The sequence below is a fragment of the Profundibacterium mesophilum KAUST100406-0324 genome (assembly GCF_009835145.1).
Classification (GTDB): Bacteria; Pseudomonadota; Alphaproteobacteria; order Rhodobacterales; family Rhodobacteraceae; genus Profundibacterium; species Profundibacterium mesophilum.
In genome coordinates this window covers 1-13,770 of record NZ_APKE01000008.1, presented here as the reverse complement: position 1 = coordinate 13,770, position 13,770 = coordinate 1, and the positions used below count along the sequence as shown (strand labels likewise).

Below are 13,770 nucleotides of genomic sequence, written 5' to 3'. Positions count from 1 at the left end.
GAGCAAAAGTGGACGACTTTTGCGCCGCCCGCCCCGGCAAAATACCGGCGCTACCGTGGCCTAATTTGCAACCGCCCTATACAGATTGCTCGGCTGTGCACCTTCGAGGGCGAAAGGCGCAAGACGGAACTGGTCAAAGCCTGCAAGGTCGGCTCCACCTGGTATGCGGCGGCAAGGGTCACCAATCTCGACGGCACCCCTGTCGAGGACGCGACCTATGTGACCGATGCGGATGGCTCCATCACGCTCGGGGCTGTCTTCCTCACCCGATACGATGACGGCTGCTGGGGATACAAGGACATGGAGGAAAGTGCTGGCCCGAACGAGTCTCGTGCTCCCATTGGGCTGATCGAGCTTCTCTCCGACCTGAAAGACCCAGACAGCTACGCCCAGGACTGGCGCCAGCGCTGCCGGGATTGGGCGTCGATTCCAGACTACGAGGAGGGCGACAAGATCAGGCTCGCCACCCCTGTGACGCTCACCGATGGTAGCACCTGCCAGATCGTCACCGCGACGCACTACAGGCGGGGCCGGCAGAAACGCCGCTGCTACCGCATCGAGGAAACCGGTGGGCTCGTACGCCTGTCGAAAGCGACGCTCGCGGGCTCGGAGCTACTCAGCTCCGCGAAAGGTGCTGCCAGCCCGGTGCTGGCGGAGTTCCTGGCGAGGCGAAATTAGGTCCTGCGCCGGACGGGTCATCGACCTGCCCGGCGACAGCAGATGCTGCGGCTTGTCTTGACAAGGCAATGCAAATGCATTACCTATCGCAGGCAGCAAAGATCCCTCTCTTTCAGGAGACTGCCATGACAGCGCTCGCACAAGATGTCTCGAAACTCACGGATCGGTATGTCGAGGCCGATATCAAGGCGCATCCGGACCGCATTCGGGCGTTCGATGGGGCTTTGCATGACCGTCTTGCAGCACTGGTCGGAGACGTTGATGTCGATCTCGATGCGCCGCTATCGCTCGAGGATGAATGAGCGGCGATAGCGTGCCCGCCCAAGCGCCCCTTGTCGTAAACGGATGGTCGATTTATGCGCATCCGCTCTTTCTGGACCAGCTCGAAGGGCTGATCGAGGAAGTCGAGGTGCGTACTCGGCGATCACCGCAAGCACTGGTTCCGGGCGAAATTCTTCCAGCAGTATCGGCTGTTCTATCGGTTCAACAGCGATGCGAAGGTCATCGTGGTGGCCTGGGTGAACGACGACAAGACCCTGCGCGCCTACGGCAGCAAGACGGACGCCTATGCGACGTTCAAAGGAATGCTGGAAGATGGCAATCCACCTGACAATTTCGACGCGCTCTTGAAAGAAGCTGCAGCGGCGGACAAGCGGTTCGAGAAATCCCTTGAAGCGGTGCCCGATCGGTAAGTGGGCCAGCTTGCTGTGACCCTTTGGCATTATCGTTTACGACGCCACGCTGGAAGATGTAGCATCGGCTGATAATACGGTCGGAGAAAGCACAATGAATGAGACGGAAAAGGATAGGCAGCACCTCGGGCTAGAGGAGCAATGCGCGCCTGACCTCACGGGGCACCGTTTCCCAATTGCTGTGCGCGTTGCAGACATGCCCGATGACCTCGGCAAGCTGCTGGATATCGGGCTCGAGGAGCATTTCCGTGGCCGCTGAAGCGAATTCGTATGACACGTGGTTTCGCGCGAAGGTGCAGGCCGCGCTGGAGGAGGAATGCACGGGAACATCTCAAGTTCAGGTGATGCAGGCCGCACAGGCATTGATTGATGCGAAACGGGAGGTCGAACCCAAGTCCTGACCAAGCCTTGGAGGTCAGCGCGGTCTGACCCCCGTCACCCTGAAAAGCGAAAGCGGGCTTTTTGTCCTTTGGAACTCAGACCCTGATCCAAAGGAAAATCCCCATGTCCAAACCCAGAACGGCCAACCCGGCTCTCGCAATCTCCGAAGCCGATCTCGCCTCTGCGCTAGCGCTTATCGGCACAGAGATCGACCACCAACCCCTGCGCAGCTCAGCGCTCGCGCGCGTCATGCGCGAGACGTTTCTTGGCAGCAATGCCGGCGGTGCCTGGGACTGGCGCATGGCATATGACCTGATGCAGGCCGCGGCTGTCCAGGTGCTGCTGCGTGGGAACGGCGTGGCAGGTGACATCGCCGCTGCAAAGCTGCTTGCCTCGCGGCTGCTGACGGAAACCCGCCGGTCAGAGCAGCAGATCCGGCTGCAGCAGTTTTCCACGCCGTTGTCTTTCGCGGCAATGGTCGTGCGGGCGGCAGCCGTTCGCAAGGGCGAGACTTTGCTAGAGCCCTCGGCTGGCACCGGTGCCCTGGCTGCTTTCGCCGCCCGGGCCGGTGCCACGCTTCTGCTCAACGAGATCGACCCCTTTCGCCAGCGCCTCCTGCGCGCGGTTTTCGGCGGCGAGGTCACAGGCCATGACGGCGAGCATATCGATGATCTGCTGCAGACGCCGGTTCTACCCGACGTCGTGGTGATGAATCCGCCCTTCGCCGCCTCGGTCGATCGGTCGCGGGACAAGCACATCGCCGCCAAACATCTCATCGCGGCTGCAAAGCGTCTCGCGCCCGGTGGGCGCCTGGTGGCGATCATGCCGCCGGGGTTCACGCCCGAACGCGATGCCGCGCATTGGTCCCGCGCCTGCGGTCTCCTGACGCCACGCTTGGCGCTGACGATGCCGGGGCAGGTCTACCGCAAGCTCGGCACCTCTGTCGAAACCCATCTGATGGTCTTCGACAAGGTGCAGGAGGACGGCGAAATGATCCGCGCCGCGGTTCAGGATCTGGAGGAAGTCCTTCCTTTCGTTGACGCCGTGGCCGCGACCCGGACCGAGATGCGCCCAGTCCAACGGGCGGCAGCGATCCCTCATACTCGGTCGAGCGTTCCATCATCTGCCCCGCGCAAGGCCGCCGCTGCGCCTGTCGCCCCCTCCAAACCCCGGGCCAAGGCCGTTGTCCCGCTCAGCTTCACAAGCCTTCAGACCCCGCGCGACAACACGCCCATCTCGGACATCTATGCGCGCTACCGTCCGCAACGGATCGAGATTGCGAGTGCGCAGGAACATCCCACCCCGCTCGTTGAAAGCATCGCCATGGCCTCGGTTGCCCCGCCCATGCCTTCAAACACGGGCAGTGATGCCTTGCGCCTGCCCGCACGGTTGATCGAGGAGGGAGATCTTTCCGAGGCACAGCTCGAGACCATCATCATGGCGCATGATGCCCATGGGCGCGACCTGCCCGGTCGGTTCACCATCGATGACGACCAGACCAAGCTGACGCGCGCCGATGATGAGCCGGATGCACGGGCCTATCGCCTTGGCTATTTCCTCGGCGACGGCACCGGTTGCGGCAAGGGGCGCGAATGCGCGGGGCTCATTCTCGTGAACTGGCTGGCCGGGCGCAGGAAGGCGATCTGGGTCTCCAAATCCGCCACGCTTATCGAGGACGCAATCCGCGACTGGACTGATCTTGGCGGCTCGCCCGCCGACATCCAGCCGCTCTCCAAATGGAAACCGGACCAGCCCATCCCGATGGGCGACGGTATCCTTTTTGTCACCTACGCCACGCTGCGGTCCGCGGGCAAATGCGGCACGACACGGCTCAGCCAGATCCTCGAGTGGATGGGCGAAGACTTCGATGGCGTGCTGGCTTTTGATGAGGCCCATGCCATGCAGAACGCGGCAGGGTCCGAGCAGGGCAGGGGGGTCAAACCCTCCCAGCAGGGCCTTGCTGGCCTGCGGCTGCAACTGGCAGCACCCCGCGCTCGCGTCTTCTACATCTCGGCCACGGGGGCCACGAGCGTGCACAACCTCGCCTATGCCGCGCGTCTTGGTCTCTGGGGGCAGGGACCCGAATACCCCTTCCTGAGCCGCGAGAGCTTTGTTTCGGCGATGGAGGCGGGCGGCGTGGCCGCCATGGAGGTGGTCGCGCGTGATCTCAAGACGCTCGGCCTCTACACGGCCCGTGCCCTCAGCTTTGATGGCGTGGAATATGACGTACTCGAACACGCGCTCACCCCGGCCCAGATCGAGATCTACGATGCATACGCGGGTGCGTTTCGCACCATCCACCACAATCTCGAAGCGGCACTGACCGCCACCGGCGTCAACGGCGCCTCTGGCGAGACCAATGCCTCGGCCGCACGCGCCTCGGCCAAATCTCGCTTCGAGAGCACGAAGCAGCGCTTCTTCAATCATCTGCTGATGGGCATGAAGGCCCCGACCATCATCCGCGCCATCGCGGACGATCTGGCGGCAGGCAAGGCTTGCGTCATCCAGGTTGTCTCGACAGGTGAGAGCCTGCTCAAACGCCGGCTTGAGGCGATGGACCCGGAGGATGAACTCGTTGAGGGGGCCTTGACGCCGCGCGACTATGTTCTGGGCTACCTCGAACAGGCATTCCCAATCCATGCGCAAAAGCTGGTCGAGATCGACGGCAATATGGTGGCGGAACCGTTGCGGGATGAAACTGGCGCGCTGGTCGTCTCGCGCGAGGCGCTCGCCCTGCGCGATGCGGCCATGATGGAGTTGATGACGCTGGCCCCGATCCCCTCGGCGCTCGATCAGATCCTCTGGGCTTTTGGCGACGAGGCCGTCGCTGAAGTCACGGGGCGGTCCATCCGGCCCCTCAAGGCCGAGGACGGCCACCTCTTCATCGAGAAGCGCGCCGCCAGCAGCAATTCATCCGAGACCCAAGCCTTCATGGGCGGCGAAAAGGATATCCTGATCTTCTCCGATGCGGGCGGCACGGGCCGATCTTACCATGCGGCCCAAACGGCGAAGAACCAGAAACGGCGGCGGCACTACCTGTTGGAGCCCGGCTGGCGCGCGGATGCGGCCATCCAGGGGCTGGGCCGCACGCATCGCTCTGCCCAGGTCAGCGCGCCCTTCTTCCGGGTCTGCACCTCCGATGTGCATGGTGAGAAGCGCTTTACCTCGACGATCGCCAAGCGCCTCGACCAGCTGGGGGCCTTGACCAAGGGTCAGCGCGAAACCGGCTCGCAAGGCATGTTCCGGGAGGAGGACAATCTCGAAAGCCCGATCGCGCGGGCGGCGCTGCGTGGGTATTTCGCCGATCTTGCCGCCGGACGGGCCGAGGCGATGAGCTACGAGAGCTTCACCGACTGGACAGCCCTGCGGCTGATCGACAAGGACGGTGTGCTTCTCGAGGAGCTTCCCCCGATCCAGCGGTTTCTGAATCGGGTGCTTGCCCTTCCCATCCACATGCAGAACGCGCTCTTTGCCGAGTTCATGAGGCGGATTGCCGATCAGACTGAACGGGCGCGCGCGGCGGGCACGCTCGATCTCGGCGTGGAAACCCTGCGTGGCGAAAAGATCGAGCAGGTCTCCACCGAGGATCTCTGGACCTGCCCGAAATCCGGCGCCGTGACGCGGATCATCGGGCTCGAGGTGACGGATCCGGTGCATGTGCTGGGCGCCGAAGAGGCCATGTCGCGCAATCCGGATAAGCTGCCGATGGTTAATCGCGCCTCCGGTCGCGCGGCGCTCATCTCGGCGCGGCCCATGCAGATGTATGACGAAGACATCGTCACGCTGATGCGCAAGGTTGTGCGGCCAAACGGGTCGAGCTACCTGGAGGAGGCGCGGTTCACGTCTTCGGCCTGGGAAGACATCGAAAGGCCCGAGTTTGCAAAGCTTTGGGATGCCGAGGCAGCGTCCCTGCCAAAAACCACCACGACCAAGCTCTACCTGCTGACCGGGCTGCTGCTGCCGATCTGGAAGGACATTCCGACCACCAATGAGCGCATCTACCGCGTCACGCCCGATGGGGCGACCGCCATGATCGGGCGCACGCTCAGTGAGGAAGGCGCAGCCGCGTTGCGTGCCCGCTTCCTCGTCTCCAACCCGCAAACACCGCAAGAGATGCTGACCGCCGCATTGGGCACCACCGCGCCGGTCGATCTTGGCCGGGGGATGACCCTGACCCGTCGCCGGGTCGCAGGCGAGATGCGCCTCGAGCTCTCTGGTGCGGATCGGGGCATGATCGACAGCCTCAAGGCCCTCGGCTGCTTCACGGAGATCATCGCCTTCCAGCTGCGGGTGTTTCTGCCGCATGGGGACGGGATCGACACGGGCCGCATTCTGGCCCGGATCGTGGGGCAGGGGCCTGCTATCACGGCGGACCAAGCCGCCTGAAAAGTCAAAGCGGGCTTTGGGTCGGGCGGCGTGGATCGGGATTTGGCCGATCTGCGCGTTCCGGGCGGGCGCGGACCAATGCAACGCCCGCCCCCCCAAATTCAGATAAGAGGACACACCCATGACCAATCCCCAGATCGATTATGCCGCAATGGCGGCTCAGTGGCGTGCAGAGCGCGAAACCACCCTGAAGGCATCCCGAGCGGAGCTGCTCGCGCAACTACGAGCGCTTGGCATCAGCGAGGTCACTGCCGAATACGAAGGCTATGGCGACTCCGGCAATGTCGAGGATGTGACGGTGCAGCCTGCAGAGGTCCAACTGTCGGAACCGCTTGCGACAGAGGTGGGCGATTTCGCCTGGTCGCTCGCCTATCACCATCATCCTGGGTTCGAGAACAATGAGGGCGGCTATGGCACCCTGACCTGGGACATAGCACTAGACAGCATCACCCTCGATCACGCGGACCGCTATGTTGAATGCGCGCACTGCTATGACGAGGGGCTTTGATATGGCGCATCCGCTTCATCATGCTGAAAGCTCCGCCCGGAAATTCGGCGGTGTCCCGTCTGATTATCAGGCCGTCCACGACTGGTTTGACGCCTCGAAAGAGCACCTCGCGCTCTTCACGCACCGCGCCATGCGTCACCACGCGCAAGGCCTGTTTGAGGCCGAACGGGTTTTTGGCCTGACACTGACCAATAGTGCGGGCCGCGACATCCCCGTGCGCTGGATCGGCGAGCAGCATATCCGTGAAGACTGCCAGGGCCGCATCCCGAGCATGGCGGACTGGCTGCGACGGATACAGCCTGAGCCATGGATGGCCAATGGCCACATCGACCGGCATTCCGGCGATGAGCCCTGCGGCGACCCAAGGGTTGCCTGGGCCTCCGAGGTCGCCGCCGGAAGAACGGTTCTTGGCCTGAAGGATTGGATGGCGGCGCGCGCGACGCAAGCCACGCAAAGCGCCTGACAGCTCTCGGCCGTTTGCCAAACAAATCTTGCATGGAAGCCCGGTCGGAAGATCGGACTTCTTGCGTCGTTTCCCCACCATTCTTCGTAAGGAGGTTCGCATGACACTCGAAGACATCAAGGCGGCCGTTGATGCCGGCCAGACCGTGCATTGGGCCAATACCGGCTACGTTGTCCACAAGGACCGGCTCGGTCAGTACCTCATCACCTATGTGCCGAATGGTAGCTGCATCGGTCTGACCGACCGGGGCGGGCACCGGTTGAACGGAAAAGAAACGGAGTTCTTCGTCGCGCAATCGAAGGACGCCGCAGAAAATCCGGGCAACCAATCAAGACCAGACGGGCAGGGGAGGGGCGTAGCACCCGGAGGCGCGGGGGCATTCCCACTCGGACGGCAGCTTTGACCCGTGGGCGGGGCTGAAAGGAAAGCAGGCTTTCTGATTTGTGACCCCTCAAGGGGTCGAGAAAGCAATCCCGGATGCGTTGGCAAAAACGTCAGGCACCGGCCAATCCAAAAGGAACCATCCCATGTTCGCAGGAACCCTCACCCGCAATGTCGAGACCGCAGCCGCTCAGTACACCGGCATGATCCATTCGACGCGCTTTGACATCGCCATCCAGTTGGAGGCGCGGGCCAAGATGTCCGAACGCAGCCCGGATTTTGACGTGACGGCAGTCAACAAATCCGGTCGCAAGGTGCGCATCGGCACGGCCTGGAACGAGACCGGCAACACCAGCGGCAACCCCTACATCTCGATGCAGATCGATGTCGGCTTGGGCCCCTTCCGGGTCAACGCGGTGCAGACGAAAGAGGCGCGCGCGGCCCAAAGCGGCGAATTCGAGATCATCCCGCTGGTCTCGAACGGCCTGATGAAATCCGGCTCGATCTCGGGCGAGCTCACCGCCATGGACGCCGACAACGCCTTCACCGGCTACATCGCCAACATGATGTTCGATCTGGAGTTCATGCTGATCGAAAACAGCTACAAGACCGAGGAGACTCACCCCGATTACCGGATCGAGGTCAGCTCGCCTCGGGGCACGCCGATCCGCGTCGGCTCGGCCTGGATGGCCAAAAGCAGCCGCACGGGCAATGACTACCTGTCGCTGCTGATCAACACGCCCGATGGCGACCTGCGCGTCAACGCCGTGCAGAACGAAGAACAGCGCGGTGGGCAGACCTTCTCGATCATCCCGTTCATCGACAGCGGTGAGCAGCCGCAGGATGCAGGCACGGGGCTGTCGTTGGTCGCCTAATCGGCGCGCGAGATAAAACGATACGAACCGAAAGGGGAGCCGTGGGACCACGGTTCCCCTTTTTCCATGTCCGTTGGCGTGAAGGACGCCACCCGCTTGCGATCTGCTGAATATGATATACGATAATATATTATTGAGAGGGCGAGGGTAGGCACATGGTGGCGAGACTGGGAAAAGCTCCATGGTTCGAGAGCTTTGATGTAGAAGCAGAGGTTGCAGAGCTTCTTGCTCATATCGAGCGTTGCACCGGATTTGCGCTGCTTGACCGCAAGCGTGATGTCATCATGATCCATGCAAGGGCAAAGCTCGACAGGACAAGGCAGGCATTTCTGGAGGCCAAGGCGGCGGGAAAGCCGGTGTCCACATCGCGGCGTGCGTATCTGACCGAAGTTCAGGACACGATCTTCATGGCGATCCCGGAGGAGAACCTCGCGCGGATGCCGCTGCGCGAGCAGGTTCTCAACGACCCGTCATTTTACGCGGATGCCATGCACCGCGCCGCTGCGATTAGCGAGGATGAGCTTTTCATGGCGCTGTCCTCTTCGCTGAAAGACATGACAGTCCAAGACGCCCGGGCCTTCGTCTCGAAGCTTTGGCACAACACGATCGATGACAATGCGCGCAAATACGCCGAAGCCCTGAAGCGTCCCGAGCGTGAACCGCAGCCCTTTCGTCCGGGAAACACCGTGTAAGATCCGAGCCATTCTCTTGGCTTGAGCCGTACCGAGGTTGGCCGCCTCAAACCCCCTTTCCTGGAGGTGGCATCCTGTGCAGCGCGCGAAAGCCGTTGAAGGTGCTGTGGGGACGTCTACTGTCGCCAACATGATGAACCGGGATCACATGCGCGCCTTCTTTCGTCGCGCCGCGGCGCTTGTCGCCTTTGTCGCACTGCTCTGGGCGGTTCACCTCCTCAATTGGATTATCGGTTACGGCTTGAATCCGGCCTTCGGCCTGATCCCCCGTCACGTAAGCGGATTGGATGGTGTCATCGCCATGCCCCTCCTGCATGGAAGTTTCGCGCACCTTATGGCAAATACGCCGCCGCTCTTGGTGATGGGTGGGCTGTTGGTGGCAACGACCACGAGGGCCCTGCTGCCGGTGAACGCAGTGGTGATCGGCCTCGGCGGCGGACTCGTCTGGCTGTTCGGAAGCTCCGCCATCCATATCGGTGCGTCAGGGTTGGTCTTCGGCTGGTTTGGCTTCCTCGTCGCGCGCGGCTTTGTGGATCGCTCATTGATCACGCTGGGCGCGGCACTGGTGGTCGGTGTCCTCTATAGCTCCATTCTCTGGGGCGTTCTTCCGGGCCAATCCGGCGTCTCCTGGGAGGCGCATCTCTTCGGCGCCATCGCGGGCGCGGGCGCTGCGTTCCTAATCCGAACGCATGTACATGCGCCGCGCCTCGGCGGCGTCGATCTGGACTGAAGCCGTACGCCAGACGTGGTCGGCCCTTAGCCGACGTTGAGCACTGGTTTCTAAGACCGCGTTCGCAGCCCGCATTGCAGACATTCTTCTGATAGCCCCTCAATCAGGAGATTGTTGGGTTGCTGGCCTCATACCATTCCCTGATTGTTCTCGTTAGTGTTGACAGCGCAAAGCCCCGGCTCATGCGCACATCAAGTGATGCGAAGTGTTCGGTGAATTTTACAGCGTCTTTTCCCGAAGCTGTAAACTCAAAACGACCGCCGGAATACTCATCATTTGGATCATAGCCAACAACGCGCCACTTGCCGATGATCTCCCCGTCGCGAGTGATGACATCGCCGTGCGACAAGCCCGGGTCGTACCCGCTGTTCATCCACTGATCGTGGCCAACAAAATTAATGGGGTAAGTGTATTCCATGGCGGAAAGGATAGCCTGTCCACCTGTCTGCGCAAGCCGATCCAAGGTGAAATTGGAATGTCAGCCCGATAGGTGCTTTAATCGCCACCCGTTGCGCCGTTGCCCGGCACGCCATGGCACCATATGTTGTAGTAAACCCTAGAGTCGCCGCAGCATGCGTCCAGGCACCCTCTAAACGAGTACAGTGATGTCCCTATCCAATCGTTCACTACCGAAGCCCGAAAACTGGCAAGATTTCGAGCACCACACTTGGCTGCTTTTTAGGGCTGAGCTGCAAGACCATGCGACAGAAAAGAATGGACGGCAAGGCCAAGCTCAACACGGCGTCGATGTCTACGGCAGAAGAAATCGCACGCACTGGGTCGGTGTTCAGTGCAAGCAAAAAATGGATGAAGCTGTCACCGAAACTGAATTGCGTGATGAAGTTGAGAAAGCGAAATTGTTCTCACCAAAAATCAAAGAGTACATTCTTGTTACAACGGCTCGTCGCGATGCTGCCATCCAAAAAGCGGCTAGGGAAATCACGGACGAACTTGCAGGTACGGACCATGGGTTCTCTGTTTCTGTTTGGGGATGGGATCAATTCCAAGAGCACGCTTCTCTACATTCCGATGTTTGGGAGCAGATAGACCCTACATACGATCCGTTTTCAAAGAGGGGCCTCGAACAGATCGCCGTAAAGATTGATGAGGTGAAAGACCTTGTTACATCTGCTTTGCCGGATGCGCAGAATGATCTTCGTCCGCCCAGCTTCGACGCTCAGGCGGAAAATGAAAGCTCTCCTCGACATACGAAGATCACGATCTTCGTGGAAATGATAGAAAATGGCAATTTGGAAATAGGCCGCACGGGTCTAGCTGATTTGAAAGAAGCGGATTGGGGGTCTGCCACTTCATCAGAAAAGTATCGAATTCTGATTGGTCTTGCTTCAGCCGCGTTGAAGTTTGGGGACGACAGCGAGGCGCATTCGCTGATAGAGCGCGCCTATGACATTTGCCCGGATCATAGATCGTCAAAGAGGAACCTTGCGACGTCGAAGCTATTGCAGGGCGAGTACGATCAAGCGAGGAAGTTGGCTGGAGAGGCTGTACATGCGCGACCTGATGACGACATCGCTGCAGCCGTGCTCGTTCAAGCTCGAAGTTTCTTTCCAGCCGATGATCTGTTGGCGGGACTTTCGGAGAATGTGCAAGGCAAGTCGGCTGTAAAGGCGGCTTTGTGCCAGGCCTATCGAAATCGCGATGACGCAGCTTGGCTTACGATGGCAGTCGAGGCGTACCAGTCAGACCAATCCGACGATCAGATTCGTTTGAACTGGGCGGAGGCTGTTCTGGAGCTTGAAATTCAGAACAATGCTAAAAGCGCACAAGGTGGCATCAGTGAATTCCCTAGCTTTCAGGACCTGAACTCCGCTGCAGAAGAACTATACCAGGCGTGTGTTTCGAGACGATCACGTTTTTCTTTGGCTACAATCCACAATGCAGGTTTGGCACTGCGCCTTGTTGATCGTAACGACGAGGCCAAACAGGTATTGGAAATGGGGCTCGCCCTTTGCTCTGGGGAGCCATCGATATCGCTTCAGCTAGCCATAATTGCCCATGAGGATCGAGATTTCGGCAGAATCCTTGAGCTTCTCGACGAGGACAGCGAGCACCCTGAGGTCATTTCGCTTAGAACTGAGGCGACGGCTCACATTTTGAGCCCGTCTGACGCGCTAGAAGCAATTGATCGCATCGATGCGACGAACTGGTCCGAAGAACATCGGTTGATGTTGCTTTCGTCTGAGCTGACCTCTCTTTCGAAGATGGGAGATTGGAACACCGCAATCAAGAAATGTAGACAGGGGCTTGTAGAAAACCCGGACTCACTTCGTTTCAAGATTGTGTTGGCGAGAGTTCTTCGGATTAGCGGAGATGTTGAAGCGGCAAATTCTCAACTTGATGAGATTGTAGCCGGCCTTCCCTCGGATGCTACGATGGCTGAACGGGTCGAAATCGCCACTGAATACCGACAGCTTGGCAACCACGACCAAATCGTCGTCTTGCTGGAGGATCAGGTTTCAACACAACACGACAGTGAAGCACTTCGGTTGCTGCTCAGCGCACTGATCTCGGGCCAAAAGCACCGCAGGGCGCTGAATCTATTCAATGTATTCCCGCCTGAACTCTCAAGTGATGAATGGTACCTTCGGGCAAGATCAATTCTTGCGATCAATTCTGGCGCTGCGGATATTGAGAACCACCTTAACGCCTACCTTCGGGTCGAACCCAACGACTTAGAAATGCAAATCTCGAGGCTTGGGCTTTGGCAACTGCAAGGTCGCGAGAGCGAAATTGGAAGGAAACTGCGCACCTTCGAGAAGAAAATTCCTGAAGGTAACCCGCTGGAACGTATGCGCCTCTGTCACCTTGCCGTTCAGTACGGCAACAGAAAGTGGGGTGTGGATACAGCCTATCAGGAGCTAATTTTAAACTGGGATGACCCAGCCATTCATCTTGCTTATCAGGGGCTTATCTTGATGTATGATGATTTGGAGGACGCAATCCCCAAGGCTGCGGAAATACAAGAGAATTGCGTTTTTGAAACTAGGTCCAGTGATGGTGTTCGACGCGCTCGTATTGAAGGGACGAATGCTCACAATTTTGAGGCTGAAAGACACGCGCCGACCAGCGAATTCGCGAAGGCTTGCATTGGTAAAACTGTAGGCGAGAAGTTCGTTATCGCCACTCAGTATGAAAGCATCGAGTTCGAGGTCTTGTGGATCAAGCCGAGAGTTCTCGACCTTCTGCATAAGTCACTAGAGGAATTCAACAAGAGATTCCCGACGAACTCGGGTATGCAGCGAATGACCTTCGACTTCCAGGCCGACAATCCTCTCGTCGACATGGAGCGCATCACGAAAGCGGCACATGACCGCGATCAATCCGTTTTGGACAACTACGCCGCTAACGCACTCCCATTCTGTTTTGTTGCAGAAGCGCTTGGAAAGGACGTAGTTGACGGTTGGGCGGGCCTCCCTGGTGTTGGCATTCAGCCACGTGTTTGTATTGGCAGTCGCGACGAGCGCAACAATGCAATCAAGGAAATCCAGTCCAATGCCGAAAGAGGGTGCGTGCTGGACCCGATCACGGCCGCGCTGGCATCGGACTTCCATCTTTGGGAAACGATTTCGAAAGTTTGCGGCCCAGTTCACGTTACTCAAACAACGTTGGAGGTCTTTGCAAAGCGGGAAATTGAGGCAAAGAACAACATCGACCGACGATCCGGAATAACGTCCTGGCAAGATGGTCGTTTCACGATGATTGAGATAACACCCGAGCAAAACCAAATCGACTTCGAAGTCAAGAAACGTCAACGAGAAGACGTTCTAGCTCACTGTAAAATCGCTACTTCCGTTCCACGGGCCGATCTAGAAGGCCAAGACCTCGAGATATCTGAGGTTTTAGGGTCGTCGGCGAGAGACAGCGTCTTGGCTGCTGAAGGGTATCCCTCCGCCGGAGGCCGTCTGACGGGATTTCGGCGTCGGTGATAAGTCCGACCTTATGGCCGACCATAAGTTCAGACCC

The 13,770-nt window shown here is 59.4% G+C and carries 12 protein-coding genes and 2 pseudogenes; 13 read left to right on the top strand and 1 reads right to left on the bottom strand.

The features are described 5' to 3' along the window. The first annotated feature begins 63 nt into the window (after window positions 1–63). The 12 genes and pseudogenes from PMES_RS02790 (at window position 64) to PMES_RS02745 (ending at window position 9,786) form a co-directional block, all read left to right on the top strand. Entirely contained in the window at window positions 64–678 is a 615-nt protein-coding gene (locus PMES_RS02790) for a DUF6927 domain-containing protein (protein WP_159964011.1), read from the top strand. Between the two features lie 32 nt (window positions 679–710). Further along, window positions 711–980 (top strand): annotated as a pseudogene (locus PMES_RS16570) (type II toxin-antitoxin system PrlF family antitoxin); the annotation flags it as partial. After that, window positions 977–1,370 (top strand): annotated as a pseudogene (locus PMES_RS16910) (type II toxin-antitoxin system YhaV family toxin). The pseudogenes PMES_RS16570 and PMES_RS16910, both read left to right, overlap by 4 nt. 94 nt (window positions 1,371–1,464) lie before the next feature. Continuing rightward, window positions 1,465–1,629, top strand: a complete 165-nt coding sequence (locus PMES_RS16565) for a hypothetical protein (protein ID WP_009819683.1) — start codon at window positions 1,465–1,467, stop codon at window positions 1,627–1,629. Continuing rightward, window positions 1,619–1,771 (top strand): antitoxin PaaA2 family protein, encoded by a 153-nt coding sequence (locus PMES_RS02780; protein WP_159964010.1) that lies wholly within the window; start codon window positions 1,619–1,621, stop codon window positions 1,769–1,771. Before PMES_RS16565 ends, PMES_RS02780 begins: the two co-directional genes overlap by 11 nt. 103 nt (window positions 1,772–1,874) lie before the next feature. Continuing rightward, entirely contained in the window at window positions 1,875–6,137 is a 4,263-nt protein-coding gene (locus PMES_RS02775) for a strawberry notch-like NTP hydrolase domain-containing protein (protein WP_159964009.1), read from the top strand. A 121-nt stretch (window positions 6,138–6,258) separates the two neighbouring features. Beyond that, window positions 6,259–6,645, top strand: a complete 387-nt coding sequence (locus PMES_RS02770; RefSeq protein WP_134016917.1) for a DUF6878 family protein — start codon at window positions 6,259–6,261, stop codon at window positions 6,643–6,645. A gap of 1 nt (window position 6,646) precedes the next feature. Continuing rightward, entirely contained in the window at window positions 6,647–7,108 is a 462-nt protein-coding gene (locus PMES_RS02765; protein WP_159964008.1) for a DUF6915 family protein, read from the top strand. Between the two features lie 100 nt (window positions 7,109–7,208). Next, window positions 7,209–7,511, top strand: coding sequence for a hypothetical protein (locus PMES_RS02760; RefSeq protein ID WP_089423635.1), 303 nt, complete (start codon window positions 7,209–7,211; stop codon window positions 7,509–7,511). Between the two features lie 124 nt (window positions 7,512–7,635). Then, window positions 7,636–8,364, top strand: a complete 729-nt coding sequence (locus PMES_RS02755; protein ID WP_159964007.1) for a DUF736 family protein — start codon at window positions 7,636–7,638, stop codon at window positions 8,362–8,364. Between the two features lie 155 nt (window positions 8,365–8,519). After that, window positions 8,520–9,056 (top strand): hypothetical protein, encoded by a 537-nt coding sequence (locus PMES_RS02750; RefSeq protein ID WP_236549672.1) that lies wholly within the window; start codon window positions 8,520–8,522, stop codon window positions 9,054–9,056. 76 nt (window positions 9,057–9,132) lie between these two features. After that, on the top strand, window positions 9,133–9,786 hold the full coding sequence (locus PMES_RS02745; RefSeq protein ID WP_430226216.1) for a rhomboid family intramembrane serine protease: 654 nt from the start codon (window positions 9,133–9,135) through the stop codon (window positions 9,784–9,786). 103 nt (window positions 9,787–9,889) lie between these two features. Here the strand turns inward: PMES_RS02745 and PMES_RS02740 are convergent, their stop codons facing one another. Beyond that, entirely contained in the window at window positions 9,890–10,204 is a 315-nt protein-coding gene (locus tag PMES_RS02740) for a hypothetical protein (protein WP_088664985.1), read from the bottom strand. A 187-nt stretch (window positions 10,205–10,391) separates the two neighbouring features. Here PMES_RS02740 and PMES_RS02735 point away from each other — a divergent pair, with 187 nt between their 5' ends. Then, complete coding sequence (locus PMES_RS02735) at window positions 10,392–13,733, top strand: tetratricopeptide repeat protein (RefSeq protein ID WP_159964006.1); 3,342 nt, start codon at window positions 10,392–10,394, stop codon at window positions 13,731–13,733. Window positions 13,734–13,770: the final 37 nt, after the last annotated feature.